Source organism: Desulfothermus naphthae, from assembly GCF_054657475.1.
The window spans coordinates 752,372-768,714 of sequence record NZ_BAAHYQ010000001.1 but is presented as its reverse complement, the minus strand read 5'-3'; the positions used below and the strand labels follow the sequence as shown (position 1 = coordinate 768,714).

The window sequence follows — 16,343 nt, the reverse complement described above, 5'->3', positions numbered from 1 at the left end:
CCCAGGGACATTTATTTTTAATTTCTTCTACCAACACAGGATATTTTAATTTATCGTTCCCCTTTCTCGCTCTTAATTTTTCTTTATTCTGTTTTTGTATTATGGGTCAATTATGGGTCAATTACATCGAATTCTGCAGGATACTATAAACGAGAGACAAGTTGAGGAGAAAACTCTAACTTTAATAAACATTTAATAAAAAGGTGGGTGAAATGATATTCACGCAAGAATCTCTTAAAGATTTTGAGAGCTTAATAAAATTTTATGACTTACACATTGTAAAGGAAAAAGTATCTCTTTTTGAAAAAAAATATGGTAAAACTTTTTTTGAATTTGAAAAAGAAGTACTAACCAAGGAAGACTTTGAAAAGTGGGATGATTATCTTGAGTGGAAAGCTTATGTAAAAAGTTTAGAAGAATTAGAGGCTTCTCTTAGATGAAGATTTTAAGTTGCTTGAAAAATTTTCCTTTTATAAAGAATGTAGAAGTATTAGATTTAAGGATTTTTAAAACAGGATTTTATGTAAAAATAATAGTTTAGCTTAAAGATGATTCTGTTCTTAATATTAGAGAGTATGTTGATGAATTTGAAAGGGCCTATTCTTATCACTGTCAGACAAAAGAAGGAAAGTTGATTATACGTTGGGATAATGCTCCACATCACAAGAACATATCAACTTATCCTCACCATAAACATATTAAGGAAAAAATTTTACCAAACTATGCTATAACCTGTGAAGAGATTTTAAAAGAAATTGAGCAAGTAATAAAGAGTGGAAAATTATGATAGAATAGAAAGGAATTGTTTTTGAAAGCGTTGGTTCCGGGATTGAGAGAATGCTGCAGGCTTTAAAAAATGCAGGTCTTCCAGCACTTAAAATTGAGGCAAATCACTTAGAGTTTACACTTATGTTTTTGAAAGATGTTTTTACAGAGGAATATTTACAAAAATTGGGGCTTAATGAGAGACAGATTAATAAACTGTGATATCAAAATGTTAGCTGGATATTTTTTTTGTAAGACCCTACCTTACAACACCTGAATCAGGCAAACATCTGGAGCGAATTTTCAATCTCTTTAAAGGACTTGGGGAGAGTGATACACCACTATGAAGTTCAGATAAACTTCAGGGATGGATTTAAGTTGAACTTAAGGTAGTTATGTGTTAGAAAAGCTATACTTAATATCACATACTACACTTGCGTAACTACTTAAATTGGGTACACTGTTTGGAGGTACTTTTATGGACTATAAAAACTTGATTTTTGAAGTGAATGAAAAAGGGGTTGGTGTTGTTAAACTCAACAGACCAGAGACATTAAATGCCTTTAACAAGGATATGGTTAGTGAATGTGCAGATCTTTTTGAGACGGTAAACAGAGATGATGGTGTGAGAGTTATTGTATTGACTGGATCTAAGGGTGCCTTTTCTGCTGGTGGAGATATAAACTGGCTTCTCACATCAAAAGAACCTTTTCAGAAAAAAGAAATAATGGACTATACTAATCACATGATTCTAGCCATGGAAAAGGTCAAAAAGCCCATTATAGGATGTATTAATGGTGTGGTCGCTGGCGCAGCTACTGCCGTAGTACTTGGCTGTGATATTATTTATGCTTCTGAAGATGCCAGATTTGCTCCAAATTTTATACACATTGCATCGGTTCCAGATACTGGTTGCAGTTGGTTTTTACCCAGGAAAATAGGTTATCACAAAGCGGTTGAAATTCTTTTAACAGGCAAGATCCTGGAAGCCAAAGAAGCCTATGAGATGGGAATATATAATAAAATTTTCCCAAGGGATAAATTGGTAGAAGAAACCATGAAATTTGCTGAGACACTTTCTCATGGCCCACGTTATGCCATGCAGTCAATTAAAGCTATGCTCAAGATGAGCTTAAAAAATGATTTGAGCACACAACTAGATATTGAGGCCTATTATCAGGTACTGGCCTGGTCCCATTCAGATTTTATAGAAGGTGTGAATGCATTTTTAGAAAAAAGAAAACCAAATTTTAATAAATAGATAGGAGATAAAAATGAATATAAGTGTTGAATTAGTAAGAAAATTGGCAAAATTGGAGCCTGCTCTCAGGGAAACCTTTTATTCTTTTGTGGATGAAATTTTCAAAGATCAGGAGAAATCTTTAACAAAAGAAGACATTAAGGATTTGAATTCAAAATTAGAATCCCTTTCTGATATTGCTTTATTAAAAGATGAAATTGAAGCATTAAAGAAAGAATATTCATATCTGGAAGAAAAGATTGATGCAAAGTTTAGTGAATATCATAAAAAAATAAAAGATTTATCATCACATATAAATTCTGTAAAAGACTTATTTTCCTCAAAAATTGAAGAACTAATAAAAATTCAAAAAGAACTTATATCTTCTGTGTCAAAAGATAAAGATATTGATTATTTCAAAGCTATATCTTGTATTGAAGAAAACACAAAAGGACTCAAAGAAATAACAAAAGAGTTTAAAGAATCTTTTAATGGTATTTTGAAGAACATAAAACAAATTGCAACTAACAGAGTATTGTCTAGATTGCCTAAAACACTAAAGAAAAAACTTAGCTTGAACATAAAAGAACACTTTAAATCCAAAACTTTTGAAATTAAAGGAAAAAAGATTCATTTCCCAATTTTTGGTAGAGGCACTAAAAACAAAAAATCACATACTGTGGTTGGAACAGTAATAGACTCACCAACAAAAAAAGATATTGATGAATTTTTAGATGCAATCTCCATTCTTCAAAAAGAAAAAGAACTCCCATCAACCTTGTTTAAAGTTTTGGTAGTAGAACAAATAGAAGAAGACCTTGAAAAAGTGGCTGAAAACAAGGGTATTTCTGTAATCTGGATGCAAGACCTCTAATTGGGAGAAAAACAGATGAATAAAAAACAAGAAATTAGAGAAATTATAAACAAAGCAAAAGAAGAGGGTGTTAAGACTCTGGACGAGAGTATGTCAAAATCAATATTATCTTTAGCCGGCATTGACGTTGTTGAGGAAAGGGAACTAACTAATATTGAAGACTTAAATAATATTGCCCAAATATGGGGATATCCTTTGGTCCTTAAGGGGATTTCAAAAAATATCCCCCATAAATCAGAAAAGGGTCTGGTCTTAACAGACTTGTATAATTTTGAAGACCTAAAAAGAGGCTATGAGTCATTAGAATCTAAAAAAGATCTTGGAATAGAAAAAATAATAGTGCAGCCACAAATTGAGGGTACTAGGGAATTTGTAGTTGGGATGTTCAGGGACCCTGATTTTGGCCCTGTGGTTATGTTTGGTTTGGGAGGAATTTTTACAGAGGCGCTGGAAGATTTTTCATTAAGAGTGTGTCCTATTAATATTGATGAGGCTAAAAGATGTATAAATGAAATAAGGTCTAAACCATTGCTTGGAGATTTTAGAGGAGAACGGGCGGTAAGTATAGATAAACTAGCAAAAATATTTGTAGCCCTCTCAGATTTAGCCTTAGAGTTTGAAGATATTAAAGAAATTGACATAAACCCCATAAAAATAACCAGAGATGGCGATATAATTGCTGTTGATGCACTGCTTGGTATTGAGACTAATCCCATTAAAAAGGAGCATCCTGACAGGATTGATCCTAAACATTTTAGGAAATTTTTTTATCCTGAGTCAGTGGTCTTTATTGGGGCTTCTTCACAGATGGGGAAATGGGGTCATCTCCTTCCAACCCTTTTAATAAGCGGTGAATATGAAGGCGAGATATATCTTTTAAATAAAAAGGGCGGAGAAGCCTTTGGAAGAAAGATGTATACTGACCTCAGTCAAATTCCAGATTCCATTGACCTGGCTATTGTTACCATTCCTGCAAAGTTTGTCATAGACTTAATACCAAGATTGGCCCAAAAAAAGATAAACCATTTATTACTTATCTCGTCAGGATTTTCAGAAACAGGTGAACAGGGGAAAAAGTTGCAAAAGCGTCTTGTTCAAGTTGCAAAGGAGAATAATGTTTTTATTATTGGTCCAAATACCATGGGGGTATGTAATCCTCATGCGAAATTTCATTGCATTGGCACATTAATTCATCCACGACCAGGTTCCACGGCAATGGTGTCTCAATCTGGAAACATGGGAGTTCAACTACTCTCATTTGCAACGGAGCAGGGAATAGGCATCAGGGGATTTTGTGGTTCAGGAAATGAGGCCATGATATGTATTGAAGATTATTTAGAGGCATTTTATGAAGATGACTTAACTTCTACTGTAATGATGTATATTGAAAGCGTGAAAAATGGGAGGAGATTTCTTGAGTTAGCAAAAAAAATTTCCAAGAAAAAACCTATTATTCTTTTGAAAGGAGGGGAAACAGATGCTGGCATTGATGCCGCAGCAACACATACTGGCGCCATGGCTACCAATACACGGGTATTTAATACAGTGTGTAAACAAAGTGGCATACTAAAAGTTGATGCACCGAGCGAACTTTTGACCATGGCAGCATCCTTTTCCTCCCTTCCTATTCCAAAGGGCAATAGAGTTGTTATAATCTCCTTAGGCGGAGGATGGGCTGTAATAACAGCGGATCTTTGTGCAAAATATGGACTGGAGCTCTCAAAACTCCCTAAAGAGGTTATTGAATTAATTGATGAAAAATTACCTGATTTCTGGAGTAGAAAAAATCCCATAGATCTTGTTGGAGAATGGAATATTGAATTACCAGCTGCCATATTAGACAAAGTGCTTAGTTGGGATGGGTGTGATGCTGTTATAAATTTAGGGATTTTGGGTAGAAAGTTTTATATAAGGAAATATACGGATGCTGTTTTAAAAAGCGATCCTACCTATACAAAAGAATATTTAGATAATATTAAAAATATGGTAATAGAGCATGAGAATAAATTTGTAAAAATATGTGTTGACATGATGGAAAAATACGAAAAGCCAATTTTTGGTGTACGTTTAAATACAGAGCCTGATGATAAAACTGTTTATGAAGTGACAGGGGCCCGATATAAAACAGTTTGCTATAATTCACCAGAAGATGCTGTTAGGGCCTGTGCCAGGATGTATGAATATTTTCAGTGGCTAATAAGGAATTAAATATGCGATCAATAGAATATAGATGGATTCAACAAGGAATTCAGTAAGAATTTCTGAGAAAGTTTATATTATAGATATGTGAAATTTTTTGCAAAAATTAGGTGAGAGCTATGAATTGTAATGCTTAAACTTTTAGATTACTAAAAAGAGAAGCCTAAATATTTATAATAAATCTTGTCTAATTTCTACTTAGTCGATGCTTAAAAAAAGCCTTTTATTAAATTTTATTCTAAAATTTTTTCCATACTCACTTTAGATTAAGCTCAAGATTCATTCATCGGCTCTTAATTTTGATATTTTTTTGTAAAAAAAGGACGAAAAATAAAAAGAAACAAAAAAAAGGCAAGCTGATCCATCAGCTTTTTGAAGTTATAAGCTGCTGCTGCCAACAGTAAATTGATTGTATCTCCTATTGTCCCTTTTAGAAAGTTTCTGGCTAAACGAAAATCTGATTTTAGATGGCCTATTACTGGTTCTATCGCCGCCCTTCGTCTAAATCTCTTACGCATCTTGGATTTTTGATAGGGTGTTGCTTTCTTTTTAGGACTCTTTGGGATAATAATTTTTGTTGAGCCTATTTTGCTTTTACCTTTAAATCCCCTATCACAAATGGCCACCTCTGGTCTTTTTCCTACTATCTCCTCTGTTTGACACAATACTTTTGGCAATGTATGACCATCATATTGATTTCTTTCAAAATTTACTGCAGCAACTATTACTCCACTATTTTTTGTCATTGCTATAGCTGCCTTTGAACCGAATTCATATTTCTTATGTTCTTTACCTTTGCTTATGCAATAGACTCCTGGTTCATGAAGACTATAAATTTTATTTTTATCTTTTTTCTTTTGAGAATGCACTTTTTCAAATAGTTCTATTTGTTTTACATACTTGGGATAAACATCTTCTGGCAATTTACGTTTTATTTCTCTAATCAATATCCCAGCTATAGTCTTAATCCTTTTTCTGGCTTTTTTAACTTTTTTCTTATCCTTTGACCTCTTGTTAAATCTTATTTTTTTTAACAACTCAGGTAACTCTCTTCTAAAACTTCTACGTAAAACTATTCCTTCTTCTTTAGCTATTTTTCTACATTTGGAAATAATTTTACACATTAACTTTGTATCTGTTAGAAATGTAATATTTTTCTCTTGAACTGTAGTATCTACAATTATCTCTTTTTCTTGAATTTTGTCTTTATGTAATTGAGCAGATATTTCAAACATTTTCTTTACACCATCTTCTCCTATGCGTTTTCGGAAATGTGTAAGCTCTGATGGAGCACATGGAGGAGACCATCTAAATCTACTTTCTCCACAAAAAGCTTGAAAATATGGATTCTGTGTCCACATCTGCACTACTTTTGCATCACTTAAATTATACAAGTGTTTTAACATTAAAAGTCCAACCATCAATCTAGTAGATTTGGCAGGACGACCCCGCTTACTATATTTACTCGCAAATGCTTTATCAAATTCTTTCCATGGAATTTTTTTAGATAAAATTATCAAAGCATCATCAGGATTAATAAAATCTAATAAATCTCCACATATCAAATGTGGTATTCTACGCTTTGGCATACATGTCTGCATATAATTTCCCTTCCATTTTTTTATTCTTTTCTACCACCTTTTTACCTGTTTTAAACATTTTCTGGTCGTTTATATTACATTATAACAAACATTTTGTAAAGTATTTTCAGTAAATTATATATTTTTTAAGCATCGACTAATTATAGTTTTCTGTATAACTCCATGGAAATATAAGAAAAATTATGGATCTTTTAGGTTCTTATATTTCCTTAATATGTTTTCTTTTTCATAACATATTATTTTATCAAGTTAATTTTTATTATATTAAGTTCTGCAGATTTTATAAATAAACGAGAAGATACTTTAAAAAGGAGTTTTCGGGTGAAGTAAATTTCATAATTATTGTGAAATTTATTTCACTTAAGAATTTGAGCTATAAAATAAAGAGGTTTTCAGTTTATTTTTTTTGGGATTAACAACAAGAAAAAATTGTTAAATCAAAGGAATTTCTTCCTTTATTTTTGAATAAAAGAATTATGGAATATTTATTGCAAAAAATATTTTAATTTTTAGGAGGTAAACAAAAAATGAATTTAATTAGGGATCCACCACAAATTTTCTTCAATTAGTTTTTTGTTTTTTATAACTTTGTTTAAACAATCAAGAAAAAAGGAGTAATGATTATGGAGAAGAAAATATTATTATCAATTATTGCATGTACTTTGTTTTTTTTAGTTAGTGGGAGTGCAATGGCATCTACTTCTGTTGCATGGACCTCCCCTGCTGATGGGTCTGTATTTACTGCAGGAACCAGTGTAACGCTGTATGGTCAGGCAGCAGGTCAGGGTCAGGTTGGAGGAACTGGTCTTGACTTGGTATTTGTATTGGATTCCTCTGGTAGTATGGGGAGCAATGGAGGGCAACAAGCTCAGCAGAATGCTGCAATTGCCCTGGTAAATAACTTGCCAGAAGCTACCACATCTGTTGGGATTGTTGAATTTGATTCGGATGCAAATACGGTTATAGGTTTAACACCCTTATCCTCAGGAAAACAAAATGTAATAAATGCGATTAACAGTGTTGATGCTTGGGGTGGAACAAATATAGGTGCTGGTGTTACTAAAGGTGCAAGTGTGCTTGCAACTGCATCAGATTCAAGTCGTCTGCAGGTAATGGTGGTTATGTCAGATGGTGGTTCTAGTGCTAGTGCCGGTGTTGCAGATTTCGCTGCTGATAATGCCTGGTCAACCTATAATTCCCAAGGACTGTTAGATGCTATTCATTCTGTGGGAATGGGAAACAACTATTCTCCTGATGCCCTTAAAGCAGTGGTGGATGGTCCAAATGATGTATACGGAGATACTGATGATTACGGTACATTTGTTGGTGCTAATTTTAATCAATTAGTGGATCTTTTTTCTGGTACTGGAGGAAATTTGGTATCCTTAGATCATTTGGATATCCAACTACCCGATGGAACGTGGCTCTATGATTATGGTACAGACGGTCTTGGTAATTTTAATCTTAACTATACCCTCTCAGTTGGCCCAAATACCTTTTTAGCTGTTGCCTATGGTACTGATAATACTAGTGCTCAAGCATCAATCACCCTATATGGCCAACAACCAAATCCAAGTGCAGTGCCAGAACCAACCACAATGCTCTTATTGGGCTCTGGACTGTTGGGTATGTTAGGTTACAAAAGAAGAAATAATTAATTGTCTCTATTTATATAAGGATCAACATCTTAAGTGATGCTGATCCTTTTTTTATTAAACAGTAATAAACAGTAAATTCAAGGTGATATGAATGAGTAAAATAAAAACTTTTTTTATATTGTTTTTAATTTCTATAAATTTTGTCTTATCAGACATTTGTTTTGGTGTCCCTGTTGATACAGGAACTTCTTTTGAGGAACAACTGATAGAAAATAAAGAAAAAATTAAAAGTAATTTAAGGGAAAATAAGGAACTTTATTTTGAGAGCATGAAATCTTATATTTTTCATGGAAATCTCAACAAGGCTGGAGAACTGGCTGAAAGACTCATATTAATTTTTCCAGAGGAAGATGATGTAAAATCCATATATGCAATGTATCTTATATCTCAAAACAAGATTTATCAGGCAATTAAATATTTAGATTTAGTTAAAAATGATAAAAATAAATATTTTTTATATGCCAAAGCAATGTTATTGAGAAAAAAAAGAAAATATGATGAAGGCATAAATTTATGCAGCAAAGCAATTTTAATAGATAAAAATAATCCATATCCATTTAATATTTTAGGAAGATTATATTTTGATAAAAAAGAATATAATCAGGCAATAAAGAATTTTAAAAAAGCAATAGCTTTATACGATAAATTTTATCCAGCATTAATAAATTTAGGTTATACATATTATGTTTTAAAAAATTATAATTTATCAGAATTTTATTTCAAAAAAGCCTTAAAATTATCACAATCTTCATTTGAAGTTAATTGGGGATTAGCACAACTATATCTTGTAAAAAATAATATAGCATATGCTTACTATTATTTAAAAAAATGTTTGAAAACTAGACCCAACAACCAAAAAGTACTCTTAGATATAGGAATAATACAACTTAAGTTGAGAAAATATAAAGAAGCAGAGGAAACAGGGAAAAAATTGTTAGATATTTTTGATGAGAATGGGTATTATATATTAGCTGATTCCTTGTTACATCAAAATAAATTTGAAGAAGCTAAAAGGATCTTGAATAATGTAAAAAAAGATAATTTAAACATAGATTTATTAAAAGGAGAATTGTTTCTTATTCAAAACAAGATGAATTTGGCTTTAGATCACATGAAAATTGCATGTAAAAAATATTATCCTTTTATGGATTTTTGTATATATAATCTCATAATTAAGTTATACTTAGACAAGGATATAAATTTCAATGAAATAGATAGACTCTTATTAGTAAAAGAACCAAAACTTTTAAACTTCAACGAAAAAACCCTATATTTTTTAAAAGGGTCCATTTTTGCCAAAAAGAGTAACTGGGAAAAGGCTTATTTCTATTTTAAAAAGGGCAATGGAGTAATTAATGGCTTTATAATTGATGGAGTTAATTCCAAAGAATTAGAAGCAGGAACTAACAAAGATGAATTAAGACATTTAAATCTTGCCATAATTTTTTTATTAAGAGATTATATTAATAATGCCAAGACTGAATTAGCTAAAGCATTGATTAAAAATAAATACTCGATTTTTTCCAATTATTTTATGGCGCAGGTATATCAGATAAATAAAGAGAGAAAAAAGGCCCTGGAATTTTATGCTCTATCTTTAAAAAAAGCTCCCCACTTTTTCCCTTCTCTTTATGGAATGGCGGAGACATACATTATTTTAGGAGATTTAGAAAAGGCTTATAAATACTATAAAAAAGCTCTTAAGACAAAAAAAGATAGTGGAATTTTGCTGAAACTTGGAATGTTGTGTGAGAAAATAGAAAAATATGGAGAAGCAGAGAAATATTATAGAGAACTTATAAAACAGGAGCCCAATTTTTTTGTAGGTTATAATCAATTGGCCTGGCTCTTGGTTCAAACAAATAAAAATCTAGATGAAGCGCTTAAGATGGCTTTGAAAGCAAATGAACTATTGCCAAATAATTCAAGTATTTTGGATACCCTGGGATGGATATATTTTAACCAAAAAAAATATAAAAAGGCACTTAAATATCTAAAAAAATCAGTAGAGACCAATTCAAATAATCCATATGCTCTTTATCACCTAGGTATGACTTATATGGTTTTGGGAAATAAAAACCTTGCAAAAAAATATTTAAAAAAAACTCTTCAAATCTCAAAAAATTTTGAAGAAGCCTCTAAAATAAAAAGGATTTTACAAGAAAAAAATAACACTTTTTGATTTTTTTCAGATAAGCTACTACTAGGCTAGGTTGTAGAGTTGAAAAAATTTGTGTACTTTTTTTCTTCCTTGACAAGTTCTTTTTATAAAGATAAAAACTTCTTTTCTATTTAAAAGGGAGAAAATTAGATGCCAGGCCTACACGGAATAAATATATTTGTGTAATGGCTAAAAATACAAAGTGAGGAGCCAAAGATGAGTCAATTTAAAACCTATAGTTTGCCAAGAGAAAAAGCTCTTAATCAAAGAAAATGGTATGTTATTGATGCCTCGGGTCAAATTTTGGGGAGATTGGCATCAAAAATAGCTGTAAGGCTTAGGGGAAAACATAAACCAGACTTTACACCCCATGTGGATAATGGAGATTTTATCATTGTAGTTAATGCTGATAAGGTCAAGGTTACAGGCAGAAAATTGGAGCAAAAGAAGTATTACCGTCATTCTGGCTATCCAGGAGGTCTTAAAGAAATCACTCTTAAAAAACTGTTGGAAAAAAAGCCTGAAAGGGTAATTTACAATGCAGTTAAAGGCATGTTGCCAAAAAATAGGTTGGCAAGAAAGCAGCTTACAAAATTGAAAATTTATGCAGGTCCTAACCATCCCCATTCAGCACAAAACCCAACTTTACTTGATTTAAACCAATAAAATTGGAGAGTGAGTTATGAGTCAAGACTTTTTTTACGGTACAGGGAAGAGAAAATCTGCAATTGCCAGAACAAGATTATATCCTGGCACAGGGAAAATAGAAGTCAATGGAAGGCCAGTTGAAGAATATTTCCCAAGAGAAACCCTTAGAATGATTATAACTCAGCCTTTAAAATTATTAAACTTGGAAGGAAAATTTGACATAAAGGTGAATGTAAAAGGTGGAGGAATCTCAGGACAGGCAGATGCAATAAAACATGGAATTAGTAGGGCTTTGCTTGAATATGACCCAGAGCTTAGAAAACCCTTGAAAGCAGCAGGATTTCTAACAAGAGATGCCAGAGTAAAAGAGAGGAAGAAATACGGCCAGCCAAAGGCAAGAAAGAAATTTCAGTTTTCAAAACGTTAATGTTAATTCAATATTCAAGGAATTTAATAATTCTCAAGGCAAATCAATAACCTTATATTTAAACAGGGCCACATCAATATTGATGTGGCTCACATATGTTTTTTCACCTTATTTTTACAAATATAAGGCATATTTATATTTATTCCCTCAAAAAAAATCATATAATGAATAATAAAATCCAACCAAGACTACTTTATGCAGATTCTAAAGGGAATATATACGATGATCCTGATCTACTTATGGTCTGTAGAAGAGGGGAGGAATTTGCCCTTCCAAAACCAAATGAGTTAACCCCGCTACCTGCTGAATCAAATATCTTTTTTTTGCCAGATAGATATGCCCTTGGACTTGATCCTAAAACCGGTAGATTGGTAGTAACTGACAAATTGGCTGTAGCAGCATTCATATGTCCTGGATACACCTTAACTGGCATATGTGCATATAAAAAACAACAAAATTCATCCCCCCTTCCTTTGTTTGCTTATGGTGCTGTTGGGTATTTTAATGGAAAATTTTATGTTTGTGCAAAAAAGGTAGATAAGGATAAAAGACAGGTCTTTTTAAATATACCCAAAAAAAAGATAGAAATTGGAGCCAAAAACCTGTTAAAAAAATATCCAGATAATAGACTCATATCCCATCTTACTAAATGTGCTTTAACATATTGCTGTCCTGCTGCCAGAAATTTTGCTCTTGGCAGATTTGAAGCACCTCTACCCATTTCAATGGAGTGCAATGCCAGATGTATTGGATGTATATCAAAGCAGCCAAAGGAATCAAAAATCCCTGCAACCCAGGACAGGATAACCTTTACGCCCACTCCCTCTGAAATTTGTGAAGTAATGGAAGAACATGCTTCAAAAGAAAAAAGACCAATTTTTTCTTTTGGGCAAGGATGTGAAGGAGAACCTTTAACCCAGTGGAAGACCATAGAACAGGCGATCACCTTATATAGAAAAAAAAATGGAAAAGGCACTATAAACATAAACACAAATGGCTCTATAACCCATTCCATACCTCATCTAAAAGAAGCTGGACTCTCCTCTATTAGAGTTAGTTTAAACAGTGCAAATAAGGTCCTTTATCAGAAATATTACAGGCCTAAAGGGTATGAATTTGATGATGTTAAAGCAACTATCAAACTTGCCAAGTCTTTAGGGCTTTTTGTTTCAATAAATTTACTCTATTTTCCTGGAGTTACAGATACAGAATCCGAACTAACCTATCTTTTAGATTTAATAGAAGATACTAAATTGGACCTTATACAGCTAAGAAATTTAAATATAGATCCAGATATCTATTTATCAATCCAAGATAATTTATCTCCCTCTATGGGATTTTTAAATTTCAAAAAAAGGTTGAAAAAAAATTTTCCATGGATAAAATTTGGTTATTTCAATCCCTATTTGGGTTAATATTAATGGAGTGTCTTGATAAGGCATTAACATAATTTTTCTATAAGGAGGATAGTTATGTGGCCTAGTGAATTCTCAGAACATCCTTCAGATATTACACAATCTGCTATGGAATTTGTAAATGAGCTTGAATTTACCCAAAAAACTAAAAATATTTATATAACAGTTATATCATTATTTATACATATGCTTATATCTGACCCTGATGCAGTCGAAGAAACAGAAGATGGAAGATTTTTGCTTGTTAAGAATTGGAAGGATTATGGTGATGGCGTAATATCCAATTTTATAGATTGGTGGTTGCCAAGAAAGTGGATGGGGAGCGATCAAATATTGATCAAGGCCCCTACAGTAATGAGGAGATGGTTAACCTGGTGTTATAAAAAAGGATATATGGAAAAAGAGAATTATAAAAGCTTTATCTCTGTTCTACCGAGAAACAAGTCAAAAGAAATAAAAAGGCTTCAAAAAGCTGCTCATAAACTCTATTTGCTACACTCATCAGGCCCTTTAGAATGGTTTGACAAAGGTGAAATTGAATCCACAGATACATTGAGACAACCAGATGATTGGGATGAAGGATATATGAAGATACTATACTTTGATGGAAATTGCGCATATTTAGAAAATGGTGAAGGAAAAAAGAGAGGTCCTGTGTTGCTTTCAGATGAATTAGTGGAACTTCTAAGACCAGGTGATGTCATAAACGTGGCCATAGCAAAATTTGGTAAAACATGGAAGGTTATGGAAAGCGGAAATGTGTATGCAGAGGGGGTCATATTTTAGTTATATTTCCAAGAAAATTTTAATGTTTCACCACAAATATTCTCTGTCCATAAGGGGTGTCTTCTACAATATAGCCTTTTTCTTTTAGAGATTGTCTTAATTCATCTGCCCTTTGAAAATCCCTTTTTGCCTTGTATTGTTCTCTTTTTTTTAGGATATCTTTTATATCTGTTGGCACTTTGTGTTGTCTTAAAGGGAGTTTAGATTCATCAATTATTTTTAAAATATTTGCTATATCCTGTAATTTTTCCCAGATAAGAGCTCCTTCTGCTGGAGTTAGCTCCTTTTTAAAAAACATATTGTTAATCTTTTTGCAAAAATCAAAAAGAACAGGCCAGAATTTATATATCTTGAAATCATCTTCTATCATTTGAGAAAAAGATTTGTTTAAATCATACAATATCTGTTTTAATTCTTTTTTTATTTGTCCTCCCTCTCCCATCACAGTTATTACATTAATGGCACATTGTTGTATCCTTTCTTGATTTTTTTGCCACATGTTAAGGGACTCTATATTTAAAGAGAGGGATTTATGATAGGATTGGGAAAGTAAATACATCCTCAAGGTGTGGGGAGAGACTATTTTTAATACATCCTCTAATTTTGTCCTTATTTCGTCAGACCTAACTTCACCCACAATAGTCCAGACCTTTGGAGAAAGATTAAGGCCAAATTTCCATATTGATTTTAAGTTTTCCATGTGTGGAAAGTAGTGAATACTTCCACCTACAACAAGGTCAATATTCTTTTGTCTACCTACAGATGCAGCCATCTGAAGATACCAACTTGGTCTTACATTTCCCCACCTTGTTTTTAAAAAATCTCCTCTTTTTAAATCTTTTAGAGATGCCCTTTTTAGTAAAGTGAAGTCTCTTGGATTATCTTTGGCGTAATTTTCCAGTTCAACAGTTTTACCCACATATATTTTATCTAGATCAGCTCCAACAAGCTTTCCGTAATCTTTATCCCTTGATATATCATAATAAACAGATCTTAATTTTTCATATCCCTTTCCTTTATCAAGGATATTTTGCGTGATATCAATCATAATTGATGTTTCTCTGTAGGCAGATTTAAATTTAATATCATCAATAAGTAGTTTTTTGCTATATTCAGTTAGAGTATTTAAAAAAAAGTCGGAAAAATCTGAAAGGGTTATACCCATTTGTTCAGCCTGACAAATTGCCTGATCATCAAAATCAGCAATCCCTATGATTTTTTTTGGAGCACATCCTTTGAACTTGAAATATTCACCCAGCACATCCAAAAAAAGTATACGCCTGAAGGTTTCAAGGTTTTGTAAGGATTCAGCTGAAGGCCCAAAAGTAAAGAAACAAGGCTGGTTATCAAAGGAAAGTAAATCTTTCTTCCGTGAATTGAGATTAAATATAAAGACTCCTTGTTTTTTTGGAGGAACAAAAAGGGATGTAGATAAATATCTCTCGCCACCATCAGGGAAGATTACAACTATGCACCCTTTATCCAAATCTTTAGCCACCTCAACTGCCCCAGCTAGGGCTGCTCCGGAACTCATCCCGGCAAATATACCCTCTTCCCTAGCTAATTTTCTTGCATATTCAAATGCAGTGTCATCGTCTATGTTGATTATTTTATCAAGTCTATGTCTATCAAATATTCCAGGAGGATATGATGCCTGCATGTTTTTGAGGCCCTGGATAGAGTGACCTGCATAAGGCTCAATTGCAATTATTTGAACTGATGGGTTTAATTCTTTTAGTCTTTTGGATACTCCCATTGCTGTACCAGATGTTCCCAATGCACAAACAACATGAGTTACTTCACCCTTTGTCTGGTTCCATATCTCTGGGCCTGTTCCAAAATAATGGGCCTCAATTGAGGCCGGGTTATTAAATTGATCCATAAGGACATATTTGTCTCCTTGTTCTCTAACAAGTCTGTATGCTTCCTCAATGGCACCGTCAGTTGAAAGGTGACCTGGCGTTAAATATATATCAGCACCGTAGGCTCGCATAATCCTTTTTCTTTCTTCTGATGCTGACTCTGGCATAATGAGCATGAGTTTGTATCCTTTGACTGCACATACCAGAGCAAGCCCAATTCCAGTGTTTCCTGATGTGGCTTCAATTATAATTTTGTCCTTTGAGATCTCTCCCCTTTGTTCTGCCCTTTTTATCATTGCCAGAGCCACCCTATCTTTAATGGAACCGCCGGGATTTACTGATTCTATTTTTGCATAAATTCGGACCTTTGGATTCGGGTTTAGTCGTCTGATTTCCACAAGTGGAGTATTTCCAATCAGATCTAATACACTTTGCGCTGACATATATAGAAAACCTCCCATACAATCTATAAAAAATCAGGAGCAATTGCGGCTCTGCCATTGTTTAAAATAGCCTTTAAAAATTTAACAGTCTTATCATCTGCTGGAACCACTGGAAATTGTTTGTTACAGGAATCACACCTGACCACTGTTGGTTCAAGAGGGGCAATAACAGGCACTTTCCTGAAACAGAATGGACAGATATAATATAACATAATTTCCATTCCTTCAGGTTTAACTGGCTCAATGGGTCTTTTTTTTGCCATA

14 protein-coding genes and 1 pseudogene are annotated in these 16,343 nt (G+C 32.9%); 12 read left to right on the top strand and 3 right to left on the bottom strand.

What is annotated here, in order from left to right; all coding sequences use genetic code 11:
* The first annotated feature begins 212 nt into the window (after nt 1-212).
* The 6 genes and pseudogenes from ACYQ1E_RS03700 (at nt 213) to ACYQ1E_RS03675 (ending at nt 5,087) form a co-directional block, all read left to right on the top strand.
* Nucleotides 213-440, top strand: coding sequence for a hypothetical protein (locus ACYQ1E_RS03700; protein ID WP_459875441.1), 228 nt, complete (start codon nt 213-215; stop codon nt 438-440).
* A gap of 116 nt (nt 441-556) precedes the next feature.
* Nucleotides 557-787 (top strand): annotated as a pseudogene (locus ACYQ1E_RS03695) (toxin-antitoxin system TumE family protein); the annotation flags it as partial.
* A gap of 50 nt (nt 788-837) precedes the next feature.
* Entirely contained in the window at nt 838-987 is a 150-nt protein-coding gene (locus tag ACYQ1E_RS03690) for a hypothetical protein (protein WP_459875439.1), read from the top strand.
* Nucleotides 988-1,243: 256 nt separating this feature from the next.
* Nucleotides 1,244-2,026: an enoyl-CoA hydratase/isomerase family protein gene (locus ACYQ1E_RS03685; RefSeq protein WP_459875437.1), complete on the top strand. Its 783-nt coding sequence runs from the start codon at nt 1,244-1,246 to the stop codon at nt 2,024-2,026.
* Between the two features lie 13 nt (nt 2,027-2,039).
* Nucleotides 2,040-2,879, top strand: coding sequence for a coiled-coil domain-containing protein (locus ACYQ1E_RS03680; protein ID WP_459875435.1), 840 nt, complete (start codon nt 2,040-2,042; stop codon nt 2,877-2,879).
* Between the two features lie 15 nt (nt 2,880-2,894).
* A complete protein-coding gene (locus tag ACYQ1E_RS03675; protein ID WP_459875433.1) occupies nt 2,895-5,087 on the top strand; it encodes an acetate--CoA ligase family protein in 2,193 nt (730 codons plus the stop codon).
* Nucleotides 5,088-5,371: 284 nt separating this feature from the next.
* Here the strand turns inward: ACYQ1E_RS03675 and ACYQ1E_RS03670 are convergent, their stop codons facing one another.
* Entirely contained in the window at nt 5,372-6,667 is a 1,296-nt protein-coding gene (locus ACYQ1E_RS03670) for an IS5 family transposase (protein ID WP_459875432.1), read from the bottom strand.
* 635 nt (nt 6,668-7,302) lie between these two features.
* On the opposite strand from ACYQ1E_RS03670, the gene ACYQ1E_RS03665 reads away from it, so the two are divergent.
* From ACYQ1E_RS03665 to ACYQ1E_RS03640, 6 genes are all read left to right on the top strand, one after another.
* On the top strand, nt 7,303-8,337 hold the full coding sequence (locus tag ACYQ1E_RS03665; RefSeq protein WP_459875430.1) for a VWA domain-containing protein: 1,035 nt from the start codon (nt 7,303-7,305) through the stop codon (nt 8,335-8,337).
* 91 nt (nt 8,338-8,428) lie between these two features.
* Nucleotides 8,429-10,519: a tetratricopeptide repeat protein gene (locus tag ACYQ1E_RS03660; protein ID WP_459875428.1), complete on the top strand. Its 2,091-nt coding sequence runs from the start codon at nt 8,429-8,431 to the stop codon at nt 10,517-10,519.
* 195 nt (nt 10,520-10,714) lie between these two features.
* Complete coding sequence (rplM, locus tag ACYQ1E_RS03655; protein ID WP_459875426.1) at nt 10,715-11,164, top strand: 50S ribosomal protein L13; 450 nt, start codon at nt 10,715-10,717, stop codon at nt 11,162-11,164.
* A gap of 16 nt (nt 11,165-11,180) precedes the next feature.
* Nucleotides 11,181-11,573, top strand: a complete 393-nt coding sequence (gene rpsI, locus ACYQ1E_RS03650) for a 30S ribosomal protein S9 (RefSeq protein WP_459875425.1) — start codon at nt 11,181-11,183, stop codon at nt 11,571-11,573.
* Nucleotides 11,574-11,737: 164 nt separating this feature from the next.
* Nucleotides 11,738-12,988, top strand: coding sequence for a radical SAM family protein (locus ACYQ1E_RS03645; protein ID WP_459875423.1), 1,251 nt, complete (start codon nt 11,738-11,740; stop codon nt 12,986-12,988).
* A gap of 57 nt (nt 12,989-13,045) precedes the next feature.
* The gene (locus ACYQ1E_RS03640; RefSeq protein WP_459875421.1) at nt 13,046-13,774 is read left to right on the top strand and encodes a hypothetical protein; all 729 of its coding nucleotides are present in this window, start codon (nt 13,046-13,048) and stop codon (nt 13,772-13,774) included.
* Between the two features lie 19 nt (nt 13,775-13,793).
* Here ACYQ1E_RS03640 and ACYQ1E_RS03635 read toward each other — a convergent pair whose 3' ends face one another.
* Nucleotides 13,794-16,079 carry a cysteine synthase gene (locus tag ACYQ1E_RS03635; RefSeq protein ID WP_459875419.1) on the bottom strand — a complete coding sequence of 762 codons (2,286 nt, stop codon included), beginning with the start codon at nt 16,077-16,079 and terminating at the stop codon, nt 13,794-13,796.
* A gap of 23 nt (nt 16,080-16,102) precedes the next feature.
* Nucleotides 16,103-16,342 (bottom strand): hypothetical protein, encoded by a 240-nt coding sequence (locus ACYQ1E_RS03630; protein ID WP_459875417.1) that lies wholly within the window; start codon nt 16,340-16,342, stop codon nt 16,103-16,105.
* Nucleotide 16,343: the final 1 nt, after the last annotated feature.

What these genes read in the sequence shown, in the direction of transcription:
- rpsI (WP_459875425.1), top strand. Translation starts at nt 11,181, where the DNA reads ATGAGTCAAGACTTTTTTTACGGTACAGGGAAGAGAAAATCTGCAATT.
- ACYQ1E_RS03630 (WP_459875417.1), bottom strand. Translation starts at nt 16,342, where the DNA reads ATGGCAAAAAAAAGACCCATTGAGCCAGTTAAACCTGAAGGAATGGAA.
- ACYQ1E_RS03685 (WP_459875437.1), top strand. Translation starts at nt 1,244, where the DNA reads ATGGACTATAAAAACTTGATTTTTGAAGTGAATGAAAAAGGGGTTGGT.
- ACYQ1E_RS03645 (WP_459875423.1), top strand. Translation starts at nt 11,738, where the DNA reads ATGAATAATAAAATCCAACCAAGACTACTTTATGCAGATTCTAAAGGG.
- ACYQ1E_RS03670 (WP_459875432.1), bottom strand. Translation starts at nt 6,667, where the DNA reads ATGCCAAAGCGTAGAATACCACATTTGATATGTGGAGATTTATTAGAT.
- ACYQ1E_RS03635 (WP_459875419.1), bottom strand. Translation starts at nt 16,079, where the DNA reads ATGTCAGCGCAAAGTGTATTAGATCTGATTGGAAATACTCCACTTGTG.
- ACYQ1E_RS03660 (WP_459875428.1), top strand. Translation starts at nt 8,429, where the DNA reads ATGAGTAAAATAAAAACTTTTTTTATATTGTTTTTAATTTCTATAAAT.
- ACYQ1E_RS03665 (WP_459875430.1), top strand. Translation starts at nt 7,303, where the DNA reads ATGGAGAAGAAAATATTATTATCAATTATTGCATGTACTTTGTTTTTT.
- rplM (WP_459875426.1), top strand. Translation starts at nt 10,715, where the DNA reads ATGAGTCAATTTAAAACCTATAGTTTGCCAAGAGAAAAAGCTCTTAAT.
- ACYQ1E_RS03640 (WP_459875421.1), top strand. Translation starts at nt 13,046, where the DNA reads ATGTGGCCTAGTGAATTCTCAGAACATCCTTCAGATATTACACAATCT.
- ACYQ1E_RS03700 (WP_459875441.1), top strand. Translation starts at nt 213, where the DNA reads ATGATATTCACGCAAGAATCTCTTAAAGATTTTGAGAGCTTAATAAAA.
- ACYQ1E_RS03690 (WP_459875439.1), top strand. Translation starts at nt 838, where the DNA reads ATGCTGCAGGCTTTAAAAAATGCAGGTCTTCCAGCACTTAAAATTGAG.
- ACYQ1E_RS03680 (WP_459875435.1), top strand. Translation starts at nt 2,040, where the DNA reads ATGAATATAAGTGTTGAATTAGTAAGAAAATTGGCAAAATTGGAGCCT.
- ACYQ1E_RS03675 (WP_459875433.1), top strand. Translation starts at nt 2,895, where the DNA reads ATGAATAAAAAACAAGAAATTAGAGAAATTATAAACAAAGCAAAAGAA.